Origin of the sequence: Pseudomonas sp. W2Jun17 (genome assembly GCF_023127795.1) — a bacterium.
Lineage (GTDB): Bacteria > Pseudomonadota > Gammaproteobacteria > Pseudomonadales > Pseudomonadaceae > Aquipseudomonas > Aquipseudomonas synxantha_A.
Genome location: NZ_SPKO01000033.1, coordinates 67,872 through 88,033 on the forward strand (window position 1 = coordinate 67,872; position 20,162 = coordinate 88,033).

18 protein-coding genes are annotated in these 20,162 nt (G+C 60.6%); 13 read left to right on the plus strand and 5 right to left on the minus strand.

Going from position 1 to position 20,162, the window contains the following annotated elements; translation table 11 throughout:
- Nucleotides 1-15: 15 nt before the first annotated feature.
- From E4O98_RS20345 to E4O98_RS20365, 5 genes are read left to right on the plus strand one after another with little or no spacing between them, the layout of a single operon-like run.
- Nucleotides 16-984: a sulfonate ABC transporter substrate-binding protein gene (locus E4O98_RS20345; RefSeq protein ID WP_032878852.1), complete on the plus strand. Its 969-nt coding sequence runs from the start codon at nucleotides 16-18 to the stop codon at nucleotides 982-984.
- 25 nt (nucleotides 985-1,009) lie between these two features.
- Complete coding sequence (gene ssuD, locus E4O98_RS20350; RefSeq protein ID WP_005792361.1) at nucleotides 1,010-2,158, plus strand: FMNH2-dependent alkanesulfonate monooxygenase; 1,149 nt, start codon at nucleotides 1,010-1,012, stop codon at nucleotides 2,156-2,158.
- Nucleotides 2,159-2,167: 9 nt separating this feature from the next.
- The gene (ssuC, locus tag E4O98_RS20355; RefSeq protein ID WP_032878854.1) at nucleotides 2,168-2,953 is read left to right on the plus strand and encodes an aliphatic sulfonate ABC transporter permease SsuC; all 786 of its coding nucleotides are present in this window, start codon (nucleotides 2,168-2,170) and stop codon (nucleotides 2,951-2,953) included.
- Nucleotides 2,950-3,756, plus strand: coding sequence for an aliphatic sulfonates ABC transporter ATP-binding protein (ssuB, locus tag E4O98_RS20360; RefSeq protein WP_005792359.1), 807 nt, complete (start codon nucleotides 2,950-2,952; stop codon nucleotides 3,754-3,756). The genes ssuC and ssuB overlap by 4 nt, the downstream gene beginning before the upstream one ends.
- Nucleotides 3,757-3,775: 19 nt before the next feature.
- Nucleotides 3,776-3,991, plus strand: a complete 216-nt coding sequence (locus E4O98_RS20365; protein ID WP_003176783.1) for a TOBE domain-containing protein — start codon at nucleotides 3,776-3,778, stop codon at nucleotides 3,989-3,991.
- 65 nt (nucleotides 3,992-4,056) lie between these two features.
- On the opposite strand, the gene E4O98_RS20370 is transcribed toward E4O98_RS20365, so the two are convergent.
- Both E4O98_RS20370 and E4O98_RS20375 read right to left on the minus strand, forming a co-directional pair.
- A complete protein-coding gene (locus E4O98_RS20370) occupies nucleotides 4,057-4,719 on the minus strand; it encodes a TetR/AcrR family transcriptional regulator (protein ID WP_248136110.1) in 663 nt (220 codons plus the stop codon).
- Between the two features lie 230 nt (nucleotides 4,720-4,949).
- Nucleotides 4,950-6,326, minus strand: a complete 1,377-nt coding sequence (locus E4O98_RS20375) for a glutamine synthetase family protein (protein ID WP_003213894.1) — start codon at nucleotides 6,324-6,326, stop codon at nucleotides 4,950-4,952.
- A 597-nt stretch (nucleotides 6,327-6,923) separates the two neighbouring features.
- Between E4O98_RS20375 and E4O98_RS20380 the strand changes: the two genes are divergently transcribed.
- The 7 genes from E4O98_RS20380 to E4O98_RS20410 all read left to right on the plus strand — a co-directional run bounded on the left by E4O98_RS20380 (nucleotide 6,924) and on the right by E4O98_RS20410 (nucleotide 15,199).
- Nucleotides 6,924-8,282 (plus strand): glutamine synthetase family protein, encoded by a 1,359-nt coding sequence (locus E4O98_RS20380; RefSeq protein WP_003195249.1) that lies wholly within the window; start codon nucleotides 6,924-6,926, stop codon nucleotides 8,280-8,282.
- A gap of 58 nt (nucleotides 8,283-8,340) precedes the next feature.
- Nucleotides 8,341-9,705, plus strand: coding sequence for an aspartate aminotransferase family protein (locus tag E4O98_RS20385; RefSeq protein WP_248136112.1), 1,365 nt, complete (start codon nucleotides 8,341-8,343; stop codon nucleotides 9,703-9,705).
- A gap of 149 nt (nucleotides 9,706-9,854) precedes the next feature.
- Nucleotides 9,855-10,949 carry a polyamine ABC transporter substrate-binding protein gene (locus E4O98_RS20390; protein ID WP_032803992.1) on the plus strand — a complete coding sequence of 365 codons (1,095 nt, stop codon included), beginning with the start codon at nucleotides 9,855-9,857 and terminating at the stop codon, nucleotides 10,947-10,949.
- 149 nt (nucleotides 10,950-11,098) lie between these two features.
- Nucleotides 11,099-12,193 carry a polyamine ABC transporter substrate-binding protein gene (locus E4O98_RS20395; protein WP_005792355.1) on the plus strand — a complete coding sequence of 365 codons (1,095 nt, stop codon included), beginning with the start codon at nucleotides 11,099-11,101 and terminating at the stop codon, nucleotides 12,191-12,193.
- A gap of 65 nt (nucleotides 12,194-12,258) precedes the next feature.
- Entirely contained in the window at nucleotides 12,259-13,401 is a 1,143-nt protein-coding gene (gene potA / locus E4O98_RS20400) for a polyamine ABC transporter ATP-binding protein (protein WP_003195240.1), read from the plus strand.
- 35 nt (nucleotides 13,402-13,436) lie between these two features.
- Nucleotides 13,437-14,318, plus strand: a complete 882-nt coding sequence (locus E4O98_RS20405) for an ABC transporter permease subunit (protein WP_231989070.1) — start codon at nucleotides 13,437-13,439, stop codon at nucleotides 14,316-14,318.
- On the plus strand, nucleotides 14,315-15,199 hold the full coding sequence (locus tag E4O98_RS20410) for an ABC transporter permease subunit (protein WP_003195236.1): 885 nt from the start codon (nucleotides 14,315-14,317) through the stop codon (nucleotides 15,197-15,199). The genes E4O98_RS20405 and E4O98_RS20410 overlap by 4 nt, the downstream gene beginning before the upstream one ends.
- A 128-nt stretch (nucleotides 15,200-15,327) precedes the next feature.
- On the opposite strand, the gene E4O98_RS20415 is transcribed toward E4O98_RS20410, so the two are convergent.
- Nucleotides 15,328-15,969 (minus strand): HD domain-containing protein, encoded by a 642-nt coding sequence (locus tag E4O98_RS20415; RefSeq protein ID WP_248136114.1) that lies wholly within the window; start codon nucleotides 15,967-15,969, stop codon nucleotides 15,328-15,330.
- Nucleotides 15,970-16,209: 240 nt separating this feature from the next.
- On the opposite strand from E4O98_RS20415, the gene E4O98_RS20420 reads away from it, so the two are divergent.
- Nucleotides 16,210-17,175 carry a GlxA family transcriptional regulator gene (locus E4O98_RS20420; RefSeq protein ID WP_248136116.1) on the plus strand — a complete coding sequence of 322 codons (966 nt, stop codon included), beginning with the start codon at nucleotides 16,210-16,212 and terminating at the stop codon, nucleotides 17,173-17,175.
- A gap of 10 nt (nucleotides 17,176-17,185) precedes the next feature.
- On the opposite strand, the gene E4O98_RS20425 is transcribed toward E4O98_RS20420, so the two are convergent.
- Together E4O98_RS20425 and E4O98_RS20430 are read right to left on the minus strand one after the other, a co-directional pair.
- The gene (locus tag E4O98_RS20425) at nucleotides 17,186-19,540 is read right to left on the minus strand and encodes a penicillin acylase family protein (protein ID WP_248136118.1); all 2,355 of its coding nucleotides are present in this window, start codon (nucleotides 19,538-19,540) and stop codon (nucleotides 17,186-17,188) included.
- A 26-nt stretch (nucleotides 19,541-19,566) separates the two neighbouring features.
- Nucleotides 19,567-20,142 (minus strand): DUF6436 domain-containing protein, encoded by a 576-nt coding sequence (locus E4O98_RS20430; protein ID WP_005792348.1) that lies wholly within the window; start codon nucleotides 20,140-20,142, stop codon nucleotides 19,567-19,569.
- Between the last annotated feature and the right edge of the window lie 20 nt (nucleotides 20,143-20,162).

Genomic DNA, 20,162 nt, shown 5'->3' on the forward strand with positions numbered 1-20,162 from the left:
TGTGGAGAGAGCGCCATGCGCACTGTCATCTTGCGTCGTGGTCTGGTCGCACTGTTTGCTGCGGCTGTGTCCTTCGGCGCCATTGTTCAAGCCCAAGCCGCCGAGACCCTGCGGATCGGTTATCAGAAGTACGGCACCCTGGTGCTGCTCAAGGCCAAGGGCACCCTGGAAAAACGCCTGGCCGCCCAAGGTGTGCAGGTGCAGTGGACCGAGTTTCCCGGCGGCCCGCAGTTGCTTGAGGGCCTGAATGTCGGCTCCATCGACTTCGGCGTCACCGGTGAAACGCCACCGGTGTTTGCCCAGGCGGCCGGCGCCGACTTGCTTTACGTCGCCTACGAACCGCCCGCGCCTACCAGTGAAGCGATCCTGGTGCCCAAAGACTCACCGATCAAATCGGTCGCCGAGCTCAAAGGCAAAAAGGTTGTGCTCAACAAAGGCTCCAACGTGCATTACCTGCTGGTGCGAGCCCTGGAAGATGCCGGCCTCAACTACACCGACGTGAAAACCGTATTCCTGCCACCTGCCGATGCCCGTGCCGCCTTCGAGCGCGGCAGTGTGGATGCCTGGGTGATCTGGGACCCATACCAGGCCGCCGCCGAGAAACAACTGCAAGCCCGAACCCTGCGTGACGGCACCGGCATTGCCGACAACCATCAGTTCTACCTGGCCACCAAGCCCTACGCCGAGCAACACCCTGAAGTGATCAGGGCGCTGGTGGAAGAAGTGCGCGCGGTGGGCGAGTGGTCCAAGGCCAACCCGCAGGAAGTCACCGAACAAGTCGCACCGCTGCTGGGCCTGCCCGCCGACATCACCCTGACCTCGGTGAAACGCCAGGGCTACGGTGCGCTGTTCCTGACCCCGGAAGTGGTCGCGGCCCAGCAGAAAATCGCCGACAGCTTCTACCAGCTCAAACTGATCCCCAAGCCCTTGAGCATCAAGGACGTGATCTGGACGCCACCCGCCGCGGTTGCCAAAGCGCCGTAATCCGATTCCTTCAGGAGACAACTCCATGAGCCTCAATATTTTCTGGTTCCTGCCTACCCACGGCGACGGCCATTACCTTGGCACCGCCGAAGGCGCCCGCGCCGTCGATCACGGTTATTTGCAACAAGTGGCCCAGGCCGCTGACCGCCTGGGTTTCGGCGGGGTGTTGATCCCTACCGGTCGCTCCTGCGAAGACTCGTGGCTGGTGGCTGCCTCGCTGATTCCAGTGACCCAGCGTTTGAAATTCCTGGTTGCTCTGCGCCCCGGGATCATTTCCCCGACGGTGGCCGCACGCCAGGCCGCCACCCTGGACCGGTTGTCCGGTGGTCGTGCGTTATTCAACCTGGTAACTGGCGGTGACCCGGAAGAGTTGGCTGGCGATGGCTTGTTCCTCAGCCACGAAGAACGCTATCAGGCATCGGTGGAGTTCACGCGCATCTGGCGCCGCGTGCTCGAAGGCGAAACCGTGGACTACGACGGCGAGCACATCAGCGTCAAAGGCGCCAAGCTGCTCTACCCACCGGTCCAGCAACCGCGCCCGCCGCTGTACTTCGGCGGTTCCTCCGAAGCGGCCCAGGACCTGGCGGCCGAGCAGGTGGAAATGGTCCTGACCTGGGGCGAGCCGCCGGCTGCTGTCGCGGAAAAAATCGCCCAGGTTCGCGCCAAGGCCGAGAAACTCGGGCGTACCCTGCGCTTCGGCATTCGCCTGCATGTGATTGTGCGCGAGACCAACGAAGAGGCCTGGAAAGCCGCCGACAAACTCATCTCCCATCTGGACGACGACACCATTGCCCGCGCCCAGGCGTCGCTGGCGCGTTTCGATTCGGTCGGTCAGCAACGCATGGCCGCTTTGCATGGCGGCAGCCGTGACAACCTGGAGGTCAGCCCCAACCTGTGGGCCGGCGTCGGCCTGGTGCGTGGCGGGGCAGGCACGGCGCTGGTCGGCGATGGCCCAACGGTTGCGGCGCGGGTCAAGGAATACGCGGACCTGGGTATCGACACCTTTATCTTCTCCGGTTATCCACACCTGGAAGAGTCGTATCGGGTCGCCGAACTGTTGTTTCCGCATCTGGATATCGAACGTCCCGAGTTGCCGAAAAGCGCCGGTTACGTCAGCCCGTTTGGCGAGATGGTCGCCAACGACATCCTTCCCAAAGCTGCGTCACAGAGTTGAGGCGCCGTTATGGACTTTGAAAAATTCAGCCATCGCGTGGCGCCCTGGGTGCTGCCGATCTTGTTGCTGGCGGTGTGGCAGTTGTCGGTGTCGGCGGGGTGGTTGTCGACGCGCATTTTGCCGGCGCCCAGTGCGGTGATCGAAGCCGGAGTCAACCTGGTGGTCAGCGGCGAAATCTGGACACACCTGGCCATCAGTGGCTGGCGTGCTGGCCTGGGCTTTGTGATCGGCGGCAGCATTGGTTTGGCCCTGGGCTTTATCACCGGGTTGTCGAAGTGGGGCGAGCGCTTGCTGGACAGCTCTGTGCAGATGATTCGTAACGTGCCGCACCTGGCGCTGATTCCACTGGTGATCCTGTGGTTCGGCATTGACGAGACCGCGAAGATTTTCCTGGTGGCACTCGGCACGTTGTTCCCGATCTACCTGAACACCTATCACGGTATCCGCAACGTCGACCCGGCGCTGGTGGAAATGTCGCGCAGCTATGGCCTGTCGGGGTTCAGCCTGTTCTGGCAAGTCATCCTGCCTGGCGCGCTGCCGTCGATCCTGGTGGGCGTGCGCTTTGCCCTGGGCTTTATGTGGCTGACGCTGATCGTGGCGGAAACCATCTCGGCCAGTTCCGGCATCGGTTACCTGGCGATGAATGCCCGTGAGTTCCTGCAAACCGATGTGGTGGTGCTGGCCATCGTGATGTACGCGATCCTCGGCAAACTCGCCGACCTGGCGGCGCGTGGCCTGGAACGGGTATGGCTGCGCTGGCACCCGGCGTATCAAGTCAAAGGAGGTGCGGCATGACAGCTCAACAACCCCCGCGCCTGCTCAAGGGCATTCCCCTGGCGGTGCGCAAGTTGCGCAAATCCTTCGGCACTCGCGAAGTGCTCAAGGACATCGACCTGCATATTCCGGCCGGTCAATTCGTGGCCGTGGTAGGTCGCAGCGGCTGCGGCAAGAGTACCTTGTTGCGCTTGCTGGCGGGGCTGGACAAGGCCAGTGGCGGCGAGCTGCTGGCCGGCTCCGCGCCGCTGCACGAGGCGATTGAAGACACACGATTGATGTTCCAGGAAGCGCGTTTGCTGCCGTGGAAAAAGATCATCGACAACGTCGGCCTCGGCCTTACGGGCAACTGGCGCCCCAGGGCGCTGGAGGCCCTGGAAGCGGTGGGCCTGGCCGAGCGCGCCAATGAATGGCCGGCGGCCTTGTCCGGTGGCCAGAAGCAGCGCGTGGCCCTGGCGCGCGCGTTGATTCACCAACCGCGCCTGTTGCTGCTCGATGAGCCGCTGGGCGCACTGGACGCCCTGACCCGCATCGAGATGCAGCAACTGATCGAGAACCTCTGGCGCAAGCACGGATTCACTGTGTTGCTGGTGACCCACGATGTCAGCGAAGCCGTGGCGATTGCCGATCGGGTGATTCTGATCGAAGACGGCGAAATCGGTCTCGACCTCGCCGTCGACCTGCCACGCCCACGGGCCCGTGGTTCACACCGCCTGGCCGCGTTGGAGGCCGAGGTGCTCAACCGCGTGCTGTCGCTGCCCGGTTCACCGCCGGAACCCGAACCTGTTTCACCGCTGCCGACGCAATTGCGTTGGGCTCAATAACCCACACAGGAAAAACATCATGACTATTAAAGCCATCAACGTGCGTAACCAGTTCAAAGGCACCATCAAGGAAATCGTGGTCGGTGACGTACTGTCGGAAATCGATGTACAGACTGCCTCGGGCATCGTCACTTCGGTGATTACCACTCGCTCGGTGAAAGAGCTAGAGCTGGTGATTGGCAGTGAAGTGATTGCCTTTGTGAAATCGACTGAGGTGTCGATTGCAAAATTGTGATTCGCGTCGCTCTTGAGCTCGCTATCGCAGGCAAGCCAGCTCCCACATTTGAATGTATTCACAGATCAAAAATGTGGGAGCTGGCTTGCCTGCGATGAGGCCCGTTTGGACAAATATGCGGGTAAGTAGAGCCCCACATAGGCATCAAACACCCGCATTCCTTCCTCAGCCATACGCGGCGTAATCAGCCCATGCTGATGCACTGAGCGCGCATACACGCGGTCGCTCAACTCCAGCGCCAGGGCAAATACATCCACATCCTTGGGCAAGCTCGGCACTTCGAAGTGGCGGTTGAACACTTCCAGCATCAAGTCCCCCAATTCCAGATCATGCTGACGATCGGCCTGGGTCACCTCAGTCAACCCGTGCTGTGCCAGGATCAACTGACGTGCTGCAGCGTCTTGGTCGTAAACGTTGAGCATGCGCTGTTCAACGATGTAGGACAGGTCGCGCCAATGCTTGAGTGAGTCATGTTCGATGGGCGCCTGGATGGCGGCGCGGAAGGCGGCGTGTACCTGGGCGGTCAACGCCTCCAGCAAAGCCGGCACGCTGGCGAAGAAGTGATACACCGACGACGGCGGAATCTGCGCACGCTCGGCCACGCTGTAGATCGACAAACCGGCCACGCCTTCGGCAGCCAGCAAGGCGCGGGCGGCTTCAAGGATCGCGTCGATCCGGGCCTGGCTGCGGGCGCGGGGTTTGCGAGGGGCGGCGGGGCGGGTGGGCATGGAAGTCTCCTACAAGGCAGCGGGCATTGTATGAGCAGGGAGGTGTGTTGTCTGCCAGGCCGCCATCGGGAGCAAGCCCCCTCCCACAGTTGACCCCATTCCAAATCTGGAACTCGGTCAGTGTGGGAGGGGGCTTGCTCCCGATGAGACCAATTCGGTCTCCCGGAATAAGCCCATAAAAAAACGCCACAGACCCTAAGCCTGTGGCGCTTCTTCAATGCCGCAACCGCTTACACGGTATGCAGGTACCAGTTGTACTCAAGGTCGGAGATGGAGTGTTCAAACTCTTCCAGCTCACTTTCCTTACAGGCAACAAAGATATCGATGTATTTAGGATCGATGTACTTGGCCATCACCTCGCTGTCGTCCAACTCGCGCAGGGCATCGCGCAGGTTGTTCGGCAGGCTTTGCTCGTTCTGCTCGTAGCTGTTGCCTTCCACCGGAGCGCCCGGTTCGATCTTGTTGGTCAGACCGTGGTGTACACCCGCCAGGACCGAAGCCATCAGCAGATAAGGGTTGGCATCGGCACCGGCCACGCGGTGTTCGATACGCACGGCATCGGAAGAGCCGGTGGGTACGCGAATCGCTACGGTGCGGTTGTCCAGGCCCCAGCACGGCGAGTTCGGCACATAGAACTGTGCGCCGAAACGACGGTAGGAGTTGACGTTGGGGCACAGGAACGCCATTTGGGCGGGCAGGGTCTCCAGCACACCGCCGATCGCGTGACGCAATGCGGCGTTCTGCTCGGGATCCTCGCTGGCAAAGATGTTCTTGCCGTCCTTGTCCAGAATGGAGATGTGTACGTGCAACCCGTTGCCTGCCTGCCCTGGGTAAGGCTTGGCCATGAAGGTGGTGTCCATCTCATGGTCGTAGGCGATGTTCTTGATCAGGCGCTTGAGCAGTACTGCGTAGTCGCAGGCCTTGATCGGGTCGGCCACGTGGTGCAGGTTCACTTCGAACTGCGCCGGGGCACTTTCCTTGACGATGGCATCGGCCGGAATGCCTTGCTCCTTGGCACCTTCCAGAATGTCCTGGAGGCAGTCGACGTATTCGTCGAGGTCGTCGATCAGGTAGACCTGTGTCGAGTGCGGGCGTTTGCCGGAGATCGGCGAGCGGGGCGGTTGTGGGCGGCCGTTCACGTTCTCCTGGTCGATCAGGTAGAACTCAAGCTCGAAGGCGGCGCAGATGGTCAGACCGAGGTCGTCAAACTTGCTTACAACTTGGCGGAGCACTTCGCGCGGGTCGGCGAAGAAAGGTTCACCTTCAAGTTCGTGCATGGTCATCAGCAATTGCGCGGTAGGGCGCTTTTGCCAGGGTTCATTGCACAGGGTGTCGGGGATTGGATAACAGATTCGGTCAGCATCACCGATGTCCAGGCCCAGGCCGGTGCTTTCCACCGTCGAGCCATTGATATCCAGGGCAAATAAAGAGGCAGGCAGGTTAATGCCCTTCTCGTAAACCTTGTGGAGGCTGGTGCGTTCGATGCGCTTGCCGCGCACCACACCATTCATATCCGCAATTAGAAGGTCTACGTACAGAACCTCAGGATGATCCTTAAGGAACGCGTTCGCTTCGTTAAGCTGAACGGCACGCGGGGGTACCGACATGATGCAACACCTTTGTTGTTAAAAATATCAATCATTGATCTTTTCTGGTTTCAGTCAACCCGAACGGCTTGCCGAAGTCAAGCGAGGCATTTTTTGCCCTAAAAAAGCGCCATGAAGCCTTTTTTGGGGCTTTTTGGGGCGGTTTTTTGGGTTTAAAGGTCTTTGGACCTGCAGGCTTGAGCGGGCCGTGTTGTATTTTTTACGGGGGTGTTGTGTAAAAAAATGAACAAGGCTAAGCTCGATTCAAACCCATAACAGCAATAATACCGGGGTGCTTCATGTTTCACCTGCCGCCATTCGGCGTCTCTGCGTGCTTGCGCCACACATTGTGCGCAGTCCGTTCGTCCCGCGTGAATGCTCACGCACCGGCCAATATTCTTGACGGCCCGTCCGACCTCCTCTTTACCAACGCCTGCGCCACCCACCCGCCCATATTCGCCGTGCCGATCATGATTCTGCACAACTTTGGCGTGAGGAATGCAACCCTTGGGCAAATGGCAGGTAAGCTCCTACCCTGAATGAACAAACGACGCGGATGCTGCGTCAACCAACGCCTGGCTTTTAACGGATGCCAGGAAACCCAGCCCAGAGGCATTTATGAGTAACAACCTCGACCAGCTCACCGATTGGTTGAAAGACCACAAGATCACAGAAGTCGAATGCATGATTGGCGACCTCACCGGTATTACCCGGGGCAAAATCTCGCCGACCAACAAGTTCATCGCCGAAAAAGGCATGCGCCTGCCCGAAAGCGTTCTGTTGCAGACCGTGACCGGCGACTATGTCGAAGACGACATCTATTACGAATTGCTCGACCCGGCCGACATCGACATGATCTGCCGCCCCGACCAGAACGCGGTATTCCTGGTGCCCTGGGCCATCGAGCCCACTGCTCAGGTGATCCACGACACCTACGACAAGCAAGGCAACCCGATCGAGCTGTCGCCGCGCAACGTGCTCAAGAAAGTCCTCAAACTCTACTCCGACCGCGGCTGGCAGCCCATCGTGGCGCCGGAGATGGAGTTCTACCTGACCAAGCGTTGCGAAGACCCGGACTTTCCGCTGCAACCGCCGATTGGCCGTTCCGGGCGCCCGGAGACTGGCCGCCAGTCTTTCTCTATAGAAGCGGCCAACGAATTCGACCCGCTGTTCGAAGACGTCTACGACTGGTGCGAACTGCAGGAGCTGGACCTCGACACCCTGATCCACGAAGACGGCACCGCGCAGATGGAAATCAACTTCCGTCACGGCGATGCCCTGTCCCTGGCCGACCAGATCCTGGTGTTCAAGCGCACCATGCGTGAAGCCGCGCTCAAGCACGACGTGGCTGCCACCTTTATGGCCAAGCCGATGACCGGCGAGCCCGGCAGCGCGATGCACCTGCACCAGAGCATCATCGACATCGCCACCGGCAAGAACGTCTTCTCCAATGAAGACGGGACCATGAGCCAGCTGTTTCTCAACCACATTGGTGGCCTGCAGAAGTTCATCCCTGAATTGCTGCCGCTGTTCGCCCCGAACGTGAACTCGTTCCGCCGCTTCCTGCCCGACACCTCGGCGCCGGTGAACGTGGAGTGGGGCGAAGAGAACCGCACCGTCGGCCTGCGCGTTCCAGATGCCGGCCCACAGAACCGCCGCGTGGAGAACCGCCTGCCGGGCGCCGATGCCAACCCCTACCTGGCGATTGCCGCCAGCCTGCTGTGCGGCTACATCGGCATGGTCGAAGGCCACAACCCGAGCGCGCCAGTAGTCGGCCGTGGTTACGAGCGCCGCAATCTGCGTCTGCCGTTGACCATCGAAGATGCCCTTGAGCGTATGGAAAACAGCAAGACCATCGAGAAATACCTGGGGCAAAAGTTCATCACAGGCTACGTCGCGGTCAAGCGGGCCGAGCATGAAAACTTCAAGCGCGTGATCAGTTCGTGGGAGCGGGAATTCCTGCTCTTCGCCGTCTGATGCGCCGGGCGCGCCCTTCAAACGGCGCGCCCTTCACTGAAAAGTCTAGGAGATTGGTATGTCCAGCAACAACCCGCAAACCCGTGAATGGCAAGCCTTGAGCAATGATCACCACCTGGCGCCGTTCAGCGATTTCAAGCAATTGAAAGAGAAAGGCCCAAGGATCATCACCAAAGCCCACGGCGTTTACCTGTGGGACAGCGAAGGCAACAAGATCCTCGACGGCATGGCCGGCCTGTGGTGCGTGGCGATCGGCTATGGTCGCGACGAACTGGCTGACGCCGCCGCCAAACAGATGAAAGAGCTGCCGTACTACAACCTGTTCTTCCAGACCGCTCACCCGCCGGTGCTTGAACTGGCCAAAGTCATTTCCGAAGTCGCGCCCGCCGGCATGAACCATGTGTTCTTCACCGGCTCCGGCTCCGAAGGCAACGACACCATGTTGCGCATGGTCCGCCACTACTGGGCGATCAAGGGCCAGCCGAGCAAGAAAACCATCATTGCCCGCAAGAACGGCTACCACGGTTCCACCGTGGCCGGCGCCAGCCTGGGTGGCATGACTTATATGCATGAGCAGGGCGACCTGCCTATCCCGGGTATCACCCACATCGCTCAACCCTACTGGTTTGGCGAAGGCGGCGACATGAGCCCTGAAGAATTCGGGATCTGGGCCGCCAACCAGCTGGAAGAGAAGATTCTGGAGTTGGGCGTGGACAACGTCGGCGCCTTTATCGCCGAGCCGATCCAGGGAGCTGGTGGTGTGATCGTGCCACCCGCCACCTACTGGCCGCGCATCAAGGAAATTCTCGCCAAGTACGACATCCTGTTTGTCGCCGACGAAGTGATCTGCGGTTTCGGCCGTACCGGTGAGTGGTTCGGTAGCGATTTCTACGACCTCAAGCCGCACATGATGACCATCGCCAAGGGCCTGACCTCAGGCTACGTGCCCATGGGCGGCCTGATCGTGCGCGACGAAGTGGTGGCGGTGCTCAACGAAGGGGGCGATTTCAACCACGGTTTTACCTACTCCGGCCACCCGGTCGCAGCGGCCGTGGCCCTGGAAAACATCCGTATCCTGCGCGATGAAAAAATCGTCAGCCGTGTACACGACGAAACGGCACCGTATTTGCAGAAACGTCTGAGGGAGCTGGCTGACCACCCGCTGGTGGGCGAAGTGCGCGGCGTGGGTATGCTCGGTGCGATCGAGCTGGTGCAGGACAAGGCCACGCGCAAGCGTCATGAAGGCAAGGGCGCCGGCATGATCTGCCGAACCTTCTGCTTCGAGAATGGCCTGATCATGCGCGCCGTGGGCGACACCATGATCATTTCACCGCCGCTGGTGATCAGCCAGGCAGAAATCGACGAGCTGGTGACCAAGGCCCGTCATTGCCTGGACCTGACGTTGGCGGCATTGCAGGGCTGAGTAGATAAATGCGGGGGCCGGTTGAAAGCGGGCCCCTGAACTTGCCAGACTGTCGTCCTGTTTTGTTGCCCTTTGGCTGGGCCCGAAACATAAACAATGTGCGGCCCAAAAAAGAAAAATCGGAGCATCACCCAATGAAGGCATTAGGTTTGAAAAACGCTGGCAAGACCCTCCTCGCCTTGTCCCTGATGGGCGCAATGGCGGGCGCGGCCCAGGCAGACAATAAAGTGCTGCACGTGTACAACTGGTCTGACTACATTGCACCGGACACCATCGCCAACTTTGAAAAAGAGTCGGGCATCAAGGTGGTGTACGACGTGTTCGACAGCAACGAGACCCTGGAAGCCAAGTTGCTGGCAGGCAAGTCCGGCTACGACATCGTCGTGCCGTCGAACAACTTCCTGGCCAAGCAGATCAAGGCCGGCGTGTATCAGGAGCTGGACACGTCCAAGCTGCCTAACTACAGCAACCTGAACAAATCCCTGCTCAAGGCCGTGTCGGTCAGCGACCCGGACAACAAGCACGCGTTCCCGTACATGTGGGGTTCGATCGGCATCGGTTACAACCCGGAGAAGGTCAAGGCCGCGCTGGGCGTGGACAAGATCGATTCGTGGGATGTGCTGATGAAGCCGGAAAACATCGCCAAGCTGAAAAGCTGCGGCGTGAGCTTCCTCGACTCGCCAACCGAAATGCTGCCAATCGCGCTGCATTACCTGGGCCTGCCGACCGACAGCCAGAAGAAAGCCGATCTCAAGCAGGCTGAAGACCTGTTCTTGAAGATCCGTCCTTCGATCGGTTACTTCCACTCGTCCAAGTACATTTCCGACCTCGCCAACGGCAACATCTGCGTGGCCGTGGGTTACTCGGGTGACATCCAGCAAGCCAAGTCCCGGGCGGCTGAAGCCGGTGGCAAAGTCAAAGTCGCCTACGACATTCCGAAAGAAGGCGCCGGCAGCTTCTTCGACATGGTCGCTATCCCCAAGGATGCCGAAAACGTCGAGGCCGCCTACACCTTCATGAACTACCTGCTCAAGCCCGAAGTCATGGCATCGATCACCAACAGCGTGCGTTTCCCGAACGGTAACGAGAAAGCCACCGCACTGGTCGATAAAGACATCACCAGCGACCCGGGCATCTACCCGTCGGCGGACGTGCAGGCCAAGCTCTACGCGATTGCCGACTTGCCGGCCGCGACCCAGCGTGAAATGACCCGTAGCTGGACCAAGATCAAGTCGGGCAAGTAAGCCCTGGCAGCTGTGGGAGGGGGGTAAGCCCCTCTCCCACAAATTAGATCAAAGAAAGTTTTGCCGGATCGGTTTATCGAGGGTAAGTTGCGCGCCGGTTTTGTTGCCGGGCAACAACTTTGGGCCCAACTATTTAAGAGGACCTCCACTTGCCAATTTCTTTATTTCGCAAAGCCTTGCTGGTGGGTGCAGGTATCACGCTGGCTGTCAGCGTGCAGGCCGCATCGACGGTGCATGTTTATAACTGGTCGGACTACATCGGCCCCGACACCCTGGCCAACTTTGAAAAGGCCACCGGCATCAAGCCCGTGTATGACGTGTTTGATTCCAACGAAACCCTGGAAGGCAAGTTGCTCGCCGGGCGTACCGGCTATGACGTGGTCGTGCCGTCCAACCATTTCCTCGGCAAGCAGATCAAGGCCGGGGCGTTCCAGAAGCTCGACAAGTCACTGCTGACAAACTACGCCAACCTCGACCCGGCCCTGCTCAAGCGCCTGGAAAAGAACGACCCGGGCAACCAGTACGCGGTGCCGTACCTGTGGGGCACCAACGGCATTGGCTACAACGTCGATAAGGTCAAGGAAGTGCTGGGCGTCGACCATATCGATTCCTGGGCGGTGTTGTTCGAACCGGAAAACATGAAGAAGCTCGCCACCTGCGGTGTGTCGTTCATGGATTCGGCCGATGAAATGCTGCCGGCAGTGCTCAACTACATGGGCCTGGACCCTAACAGCACCAACCCGGCCGACTACAAGAAGGCCGAAGAGAAGCTGCTCAAAGTGCGGCCCTACGTGACTTACTTCCACTCCTCCAAATACATCTCGGACCTGGCCAACGGCAACATCTGCGTGGCTGCCGGTTTCTCCGGTGATGTGTTCCAGGCCAAGGCCCGCGCGGCCGAGGCGGGCAAGGGCGTGAACATCGCCTACGCAATTCCCAAGGAAGGCGGCAACCTCTGGTTTGACGTACTGGCGATCCCCAAGGATGCGAGCAACGTTAAAGAGGCTCATGCCTTCATCAACTATTTGCTGCAACCTGAGGTGATCGCCCAGGTCAGTGATTACGTCGGTTACGCCAACCCTAACCCCGGGGCGGACAAGCTGATGGAACAATCGATACGCACCGACGCAGCGGTTTACCCACCGCAGGCGGTTCTCGAGCGGACATTCGTCAACTTCGAGCTACCCCCGAAAGTGCAGCGTTTAATGACCCGTAGCTGGACCAAGGTCAAGACGGGCAAGTAAGGCTCAAACTATCCAAGGCTGGCCCGTATTGGGCGAGCTGCACTCTTTTTTTGGGAGTTTCGTAAATGGCAGTTGCCTCCGGCGCCTATAAGAAAGCCCTCGAGGGCGACCAGACACCGAAAAAGGTGCTGGTCAAAATCGACCGGGTCACGAAGAAGTTCGACGAGACGATTGCGGTGGACGATGTGTCCCTGGAAATCAAGAAAGGCGAGATCTTCGCCTTGCTCGGCGGTTCGGGTTCAGGCAAGTCCACCTTGCTGCGTATGCTCGCAGGTTTCGAGCGCCCAACCGAAGGCCGCATCTACCTGGACGGCGTGGACATTACCGACATGCCGCCCTACGAGCGGCCGATCAACATGATGTTCCAGTCCTATGCGCTGTTCCCACACATGACCGTGGCGCAGAACATCGCGTTCGGCCTGCAGCAGGACAAGATCCCCAAGGCCGAAGTCGACGCCCGCGTGGCGGAGATGCTCAAGCTGGTGCAGATGAGCCAATACGCCAAGCGCAAGCCGCACCAGCTGTCCGGCGGCCAGCGCCAGCGTGTAGCCCTGGCCCGTTCCCTGGCCAAGCGCCCGAAATTGCTGTTGCTTGATGAGCCCATGGGCGCGTTGGACAAGAAGCTGCGCTCGCAGATGCAGCTGGAGCTTGTAGAGATCATCGAGCGCGTCGGCGTGACGTGCGTGATGGTGACCCACGACCAGGAAGAGGCCATGACCATGGCCGAGCGTATCGCGATCATGCACCTGGGCTGGATTGCCCAGATCGGCAGCCCGATCGACATCTACGAAACCCCTACCAGCCGCCTGGTGTGCGAGTTCATCGGCAACGTGAACATCTTCGACACCCAGGTGGTGGACGACGCCGAAGGCCATGCGGTGCTCAAGTGCCCGGACCTGGATCGCGACATCTACGTGGGCTACGGCATCGCTACTTCGGTGGAAGACAAGTCGGTGACCTACGCGATTCGCCCGGAAAAACTGCTGGTCACCACCGAAATGCCAACCTGCGAGCACAACTGGTCCAGCGGCAAGGTGCACGATATCGCCTACCTGGGCGGTCACTCGGTGTTCTATGTGGAGCTGCCGAGTGGCAAGCTGGTGCAGTCCTTCGTCGCCAACGCCGAACGCCGTGGCCAGCGCCCAACCTGGGGTGATCAGGTTTACGTGTGGTGGGAAGACGACAGCGGCGTGGTACTTCGCTCATGAACATGAAGAAATTCAAGCGGCGCTTGGATCGCATAATCCCCAATGGCAAGCAGGTGGTCATCGGGATTCCATTCCTCTGGCTGTTTCTGTTTTTCGCACTGCCGTTTTTCATCGTATTGAAAATCAGCTTTGCCGAAGCCGACGTGGCGATCCCGCCCTATACCGAGATCTACACCTACGTTGAGCAAAAGCTGCAAGTGGTGCTGAACTTGGCCAACTACAGCCTGTTGGCGGGCGACGAGTTGTACATCGCCGCCTACCTGGGCTCGTTGAAGATGGCGTTCTTCAGCACGCTGCTGTGCCTGCTGATCGGCTACCCGATGGCCTACGCCATCGCCACGGCGCGCAAAGAGATGCAGACCGTGCTGGTGCTGCTGATCATGATGCCGACCTGGACCGCGATCCTGATCCGCGTGTATGCGTGGATGGGCATCCTCAGCAACAACGGTTTGCTCAACGGCTTCCTGATGTCCATGGGGCTGATCAGTGAACCGTTGCAGATCCTCAACACCAACATCGCGGTGTATATCGGCGTGGTCTACTCGTACCTGCCGTTCATGATCCTGCCGCTGTACGCAAATCTGGTCAAACACGACCAGAGCTTGCTCGAAGCTGCCTCCGACCTCGGTTCGAGCACCTTCAACAGCTTCTGGAAAATCACCGTGCCGCTGTCCAAGAACGGCATCATCGCCGGCTGCATGTTGGTGTTTATCCCAGTGGTGGGCGAGTTCGTGATCCCTGAACTGCTCGGCGGCCCGGAAACCCTGATGATCGGTAAAGTGTTGTGGCAGGAATTCTTCAACAACCGTGACTGGCCGGTGGCTTCTGCCTTGGCCGTGGTGATGCTGGCGATCCTGATCGTGCCGATCATTCTGTTCAACCGCAGCCAGGCCAAAGAGCTGGAGGGCAAGATATGAAGCGCTTTCGTTTCTCCAGCTTCATGCTGGTCGCAGGCTTGTTGTTTATCTACCTGCCGATGTTGATCCTGGTGATCTACTCGTTCAACGAATCCAAGCTGGTGACGGTGTGGGGCGGTTGGTCGATCAAGTGGTACGTGGGCCTGCTGGACAACACCCAGTTGATGGGCTCGGTGGCCCGTTCCCTGGAAATCGCCTGCTACACGGCGGTGGCCGCGGTGGCGCTGGGCACGTTGGCGGCCTTTGTGCTCACGCGTATCAGCCAGTTCAAGGGCCGTACGCTGTTCGGCGGCCTGGTGACGGCGCCGTTGGTCATGCCTGAAGTGATCACCGGCCTGTCGCTGTTGCTGCTGTTCGTGGCCATGGCGCAGATGATCGGCTGGCCCCAGGAACGTGGCATCGTCACCATCTGGATCGCCCACACGACGTTCTGTGCGGCGTATGTGGCGGTGGTGGTGTCGGCGCGCTTGCGTGAGCTGGATTTGTCGATCGAAGAAGCCGCGATGGATTTGGGCGCGCGGCCGTGGAAGGTGTTTTTCCTGATCACCATCCCGATGATCGCGCCGTCGCTGGCGGCGGGCGGCATGATGTCGTTTGCGCTGTCCCTGGATGACCTGGTACTGGCCAGCTTTGTATCGGGCCCGGGTTCCACCACCTTGCCGATGGAAGTGTTCTCGGCGGTGCGCCTTGGGGTTAAACCCGAGATCAACGCGGTGGCGAGCCTGATCCTGTTGGCGGTGTCGTTGGTGACCTTCCTGGTGTGGTTCTTCAGCCGTCGGGCCGAAGAGCATCGCAAGAAGGCCATCCAGCAAGCCATCGAAGAAGCCGCGGCTGACGGCTGGCAACAGCCGGACAAGCGCCGGGCGCCAGCCCCGGTCTAAAGCTGGGTGAGGTCCAAATGTGGGAGGGGGCTTGCTCCCGATAGCGGTGTATCAGTATCAGATTTGCTGACTGACACACCGCCATCGGGGGCAAGCCCCCTCCCACATTTGATCGCATTTCAACTCAGCTACGCCAACCACGGCGACGTGCGAATCACCTGCACAAAATTCATCGGCCTGAACCCCGGCTCTTGGTCCACCAGCACATCCGTCTTCACGTTGCCAAACGTGGTCTGCGGGCGATGGCGCAAGCCGTCGGCGAAGGCGCAGATGATGCACTCCTTGAACCCTTCACCCCGTGGATGCGCATGCACCACCGCTTCGCGCTGCACCGTGGAAAATGCGGCGTAGTCCATGCCCAGCACGTCCATCTCCACCCCGGCGGTCACCAGCGCCACGGTGGAGCGCAGGTGTTGCGGCACGCCCGGCGTGGTGTGCAGGGCGATGGACAACCACACTTGTTCGATATCGTCATCGCTCAGCCCGTAAGGCTTGAGGAACGCGGCGGCGGCATTGGCACCGTCCACTTCGAAACGCTGGTCGTCACTGCGATGACCCTCCACCAGGCCCAGGTCGTGGAACATTGCGCCGACGTACAGCAGCTCCGGGTTGTAGGCCAGTTGCTTGCGCTCTCCGCTCAAAGCGCCGAACAGAAATACCCGGCGCGAGTGGTGGTACAGCAGGTCGGATTCGATGTCGCGGATGTATTCAGTGGTGGCCTTGGCCAAGGCGCTGTCGGGGATTTTGATGCCGGCGATGGTGGTGTTCATGGTGGTGCTCCTCTGGAAAGCATCCAGTCTGTTCGCGCTTGGGCGACGCAGCTATCGAGACGAGGGAGCGTTTTCGGCCAATGTGCTGCCACATCGCGCCAAGGCTGCGCGCGATCTAATGTGGGAGCTGGCTTGCCTGCGATAGCATCACCTCGGTATACCTGATGAGCCCAGGTGTCTGCATCGCAGGCAAGCCAGCTCCCACAGGGTTTTGCGTCAGCCCAGAGATAAAGGTCTCCCATGCACAAAACCGTCGCGATCCTGATCTTCCCCGGCGTCCAGTCACTGGACGTGACCGGGCCCATGGATGTGTTCTGCGAGGCCAACCGCTTCCTGGCGCCTGACGATCACTACCGCCTGGAGGTGATCGGTTTCGGCCACGGCACTCTGGCTGCCTCCAATGGCCTGTCATTGCAGGCGCACAAGCACTACAGCGAAGCCCGGCAGCCCTACGACCTGTTGCTGGTAGCGGGCGGCCCGCAACTGCCTTTCGAAGATTTCGGCCCTCAGTTTGATGAGTGGCTGCGCGGTGCCGCTGCCAGGGCACAGCGCTTCGGCTCGATCTGCAACGGCGCCTTCATGCTGGCCCGCGCCGGTCTGCTGGACGGTAAAACTGTCACTACCCACTGGAATGACGCCGCCAGCCTGGCGCGCCTGTGCCCTTCTGCCCAGGTCGAGGCCGACCGTCTCTATGTGCAGGACGGCAACCTCTACACCTCGGCCGGGGTCACGGCGGGTATCGATCTTTCGCTGTACCTGCTGGCCCAGGATCACGGCCCGGAAGTGGCGCTGAGCGTGGCCAAGCGCCTGGTGGTGTTCACCCAACGCTCGGGCGGGCAATCGCAGTTCAGCCCGTTTCTCACTCCCCATGCCGAGGCCAATTCGGCGGTGGCGCTGGTGCAGTTGTACGTGCTGGCCAACCTGACCGGGGATTTGACCATTGCCGATTTGGCCAGGGCGGCCAATATGAGTGCGCGTAATTTCTCCCGGGTGTTCGCCCGTGAAGCGCGGATCACGCCGGCGGAATTTGTCGAGAGAGCGCGGGTGGATGCGGCGCGGGTGATGCTCGAAAGCAGCCCGGCGCCACTCAAGACGGTGGCCTATCAATGCGGATTTCGCGACGCCCAGCACATGCGCAGCGTGTTCAATCGCCGCCTGGGCGTCACGCCGCAACAGTTCAGGCTTAACTTTGCGGCGCCGGTGTAGCGATAAACAGCTATCTGGCAGGCAACAGTTTCAAGGTGCCTCGGGTATTGGCCGTCACTTCCTCATCACTGAAATGCGCCTGCTCATACCCGCCTTCGATATAGCTTTGCGCCTGATCACCATAGTGAGCATCAAACGGTACGCCGCTTTGCCCCACTGGGTTGATGGTCAGTGCGTGGGCAGGGTCGGCGAAGTCGATCAGGCGCCGTGTCGAAGGCCCATAGGTCACTGGCCATGGCGCCGGGCCGATCGCGGCGGTCTGGTTATTCGGCACTTCGTGGCTGCCCGGTGCGGCGAACGGGCCGACGTTGAAGAGCTTATCCAGCGGTTTCTGCATGCCCAGCGGATGACCATGGGTCAAGGTGTGCGCCTTGCCCCACTGCCACTGCGCCGGGTCGTCGCCGAAGGTCGTCTTGAGGTGGGCCAGGCTGTTGTCCCAGGCGAGCTTGACGATATCCGCGCGCTTGCCATCCCACCAGGGTGAGTCCGCCGAGGCTGCCAGGCGTGGCAACGCGGCGTCGATCACACGGGTGGTGATCAGGGTCTTGAACAGTGCATCGCCCAGCTTCGGGTGGAAGGTCGCGTCGGCAAGGTTGAACAGGAACTGGTTGAACAGCGTGGCGCTGGTGGAGTCCAGCGGGTAGTCGCCTTTCCAGCTTGCGAGCTGTTCCACCAGCTTGAGCTGAGCCGGGTCCTTGATCCCTTCGCGCAGCACCGGCAGCAGCGGTGCGAGCAGGCGTGGGCCGTAGGCGGTGGTGGTGCCCAGTTGCAAAGCCTGGCTGTTGCTTACATCCCACTTCACGCTGTTGTCGTTCAACTGCGCGTTCAACTGCTGGCCACGGTCCGCGAGGTTGTAGTAGCCCGGGATCTCCATGCCGGTGGGCGATACCGGTTGGGCGTTGGCGGAGACCACATAGCCACGTGCCGGGTTCTCTTCCTGGGGGTTGGCGCTGAACGGGTAGAAGCCCAACTTGTCGGCCTGGGCGGTGCTGCCATCAAGGATGAACGCCGGGTTGACGCCGGCCGGGCGGATCGGCAACTGCGCTGCCGCCCACCAGCCGATATCGCCCTTGGCATTGGCCCATATGATGTTCAGGCCCGGTGCCGACACCTTGGCGGCCGCGGCACGTGCCTTGGCCAGGGTATCGGCGCGGTTGAGTTGGTAGAAGCCGTCGAGGATCGGGTTTTCGGTGTCCAGGAACGCCCACCACATGGCAATTGGCGTGCTGCCCGCGTTCTCGCCGAGCACGTCATTGATGATCGGGCCGTGGGGCGAACGGCGCAGCGTGAGGGTCACCGGCGCCTGGCCCTTGACCTGGATCTGTTGCTCGCTGCTGGTCATGTCGACCCATTGGCCGTGATACCAGACCTGGTTGGGGTTGTCCGGGTTGACCTTCTCGGCGACCAGATCAAGGTCGTCGTTCTGGAACATGGTCAGGCTCCAGCCGAAGTCCAGGTTGTGCCCCAGGAACGCCACCGGCACCAGCGCGTTGTGATAGCCGTACAGCTCAAAGCCTGGCGCCTGCAACTGCGCCTCGTACCACACCGATGGCACCGAGAAGCGAATATGCGGGTCACCCGCCAGCAACGGCTTGCCGCTTTTGGTATGGCTGCCGCTGACGGCCCAGGCGTTGCTGCCCTCGAACTGCGGCAGGCCGTTGTCGGCCAGGGCCTGCTCACTCAGGGCGGCGATGGCGCCGAGGGTTTGCCAGTCACTGGCCGCCAGGTTGAGCGCACCCTTGGGTTGCCAGTCGAGATCGAACACTTTCAGGTAGTCGCTGCCCAGATGGTCACGTACGTAAGTCAGCACCGGCTCGGTACGAAAGGCGGCGGCAAAGCTGTAAGCCATGTACCCGGCGACGCTGATGCTGTCCTCGACGGTAAAGCGGCGCTTGGGGATGCCCAGCACGTCGAACTCCATGGGGCTGGCGTGGCTGTCCTGATATTGGTTGATCCCGTCCAGATAGGCTTGCAGGGCTTTGGACGACGCTGAGTCGGGGTCCATGTGCTCTGCGTAGCTCAAGGCGCGCTCACGAATGCGCAGGCTGCGAAACAGCTTGTCGGTCTCAAGCAGTTTGGGCCCCAGCACTTCGGCCAGTTCGCCACGGGCCAGGCGCCGCATGACCTCCATCTGGAACAGCCGGTCCTGGGCATGCACATAGCCCAGGGCGCGGTACAGGTCAGCCTCGTTCTCGGCACGGATATGCGGTACGCCACGGTCGTCGTAGCGCACCGTGACCGAGCTTTGCAGGTGGGCCAGCGGCACTGTGCCCTGACGCGTGGGCTGCTTGCTGTAGACATACCAACCGGCGCCGAGGGCGACCAGCGCAATCAGCACCGCGAAAATCTGCAAGACGCGCTTCATGAACATTCCTTACCAGAGTGGACGGGCTACAGATCCTTAGGCCACGAACAATAGCAGCCTACCGCGAGGGTGTGAGTGGCATTCACTTCGCGTCCGGTTCCAAGGGCCTTGAGAATGGGTTCGATAAAACTGTTGCTGGCATTGCACGTCAGCCCTTCGCTGTAGGGGCCGAAATAGGCCAGTTTGCCTGTGCGGTCCCAGATGCCCACGGCCGGGCTGGCGGGTATGCGATCGGCGCCGGGCAGGGCGTCGAGGATTTTCATGTGGCGCAGGTTGTCGGGCAGGGTGCCGTGGCTACCGGCTTTTTGCAGGGCGTAAAACTCGACCCCTTGGGGCTCGTACTGCTCGATCAGCTCACCCAGGTGTTGCTGGTTGCCGACATTGCACGGGCAGGCCGGGTCCCAGAAGTGCACCAGGCGAATCGGGCCAGGGCCGCTGAGGGCGGCGGGCAGTTGCAGCGCATCGCCGGAGAATACCGCCGTGTGCTCGCTGAAGGCGCGCAGGTAGCGGCCCTGGAACCAGTCATACGCGGCCCACAGCACGCCGGCGCAGATAACCAGGATCAGGCTGGCGAACAGGGCGTTGCGGTAAGGCGGTCGCATTCAAAGGTATCCTCGCAGGT

Coding starts and splice junctions, on each gene's coding strand:
- ssuC (WP_032878854.1), top strand. CDS start 2,168: ATGGACTTTGAAAAATTCAGCCATCGCGTGGCGCCCTGGGTGCTGCCG.
- potA (WP_003195240.1), top strand. CDS start 12,259: ATGGCAGTTGCCTCCGGCGCCTATAAGAAAGCCCTCGAGGGCGACCAG.
- E4O98_RS20380 (WP_003195249.1), top strand. CDS start 6,924: ATGAGTAACAACCTCGACCAGCTCACCGATTGGTTGAAAGACCACAAG.
- ssuB (WP_005792359.1), top strand. CDS start 2,950: ATGACAGCTCAACAACCCCCGCGCCTGCTCAAGGGCATTCCCCTGGCG.
- E4O98_RS20365 (WP_003176783.1), top strand. CDS start 3,776: ATGACTATTAAAGCCATCAACGTGCGTAACCAGTTCAAAGGCACCATC.
- E4O98_RS20385 (WP_248136112.1), top strand. CDS start 8,341: ATGTCCAGCAACAACCCGCAAACCCGTGAATGGCAAGCCTTGAGCAAT.
- E4O98_RS20430 (WP_005792348.1), bottom strand. CDS start 20,142: ATGCGACCGCCTTACCGCAACGCCCTGTTCGCCAGCCTGATCCTGGTT.
- E4O98_RS20425 (WP_248136118.1), bottom strand. CDS start 19,540: ATGAAGCGCGTCTTGCAGATTTTCGCGGTGCTGATTGCGCTGGTCGCC.
- E4O98_RS20370 (WP_248136110.1), bottom strand. CDS start 4,719: ATGCCCACCCGCCCCGCCGCCCCTCGCAAACCCCGCGCCCGCAGCCAG.
- E4O98_RS20345 (WP_032878852.1), top strand. CDS start 16: ATGCGCACTGTCATCTTGCGTCGTGGTCTGGTCGCACTGTTTGCTGCG.
- E4O98_RS20415 (WP_248136114.1), bottom strand. CDS start 15,969: ATGAACACCACCATCGCCGGCATCAAAATCCCCGACAGCGCCTTGGCC.
- E4O98_RS20420 (WP_248136116.1), top strand. CDS start 16,210: ATGCACAAAACCGTCGCGATCCTGATCTTCCCCGGCGTCCAGTCACTG.
- E4O98_RS20410 (WP_003195236.1), top strand. CDS start 14,315: ATGAAGCGCTTTCGTTTCTCCAGCTTCATGCTGGTCGCAGGCTTGTTG.
- ssuD (WP_005792361.1), top strand. CDS start 1,010: ATGAGCCTCAATATTTTCTGGTTCCTGCCTACCCACGGCGACGGCCAT.
- E4O98_RS20375 (WP_003213894.1), bottom strand. CDS start 6,326: ATGTCGGTACCCCCGCGTGCCGTTCAGCTTAACGAAGCGAACGCGTTC.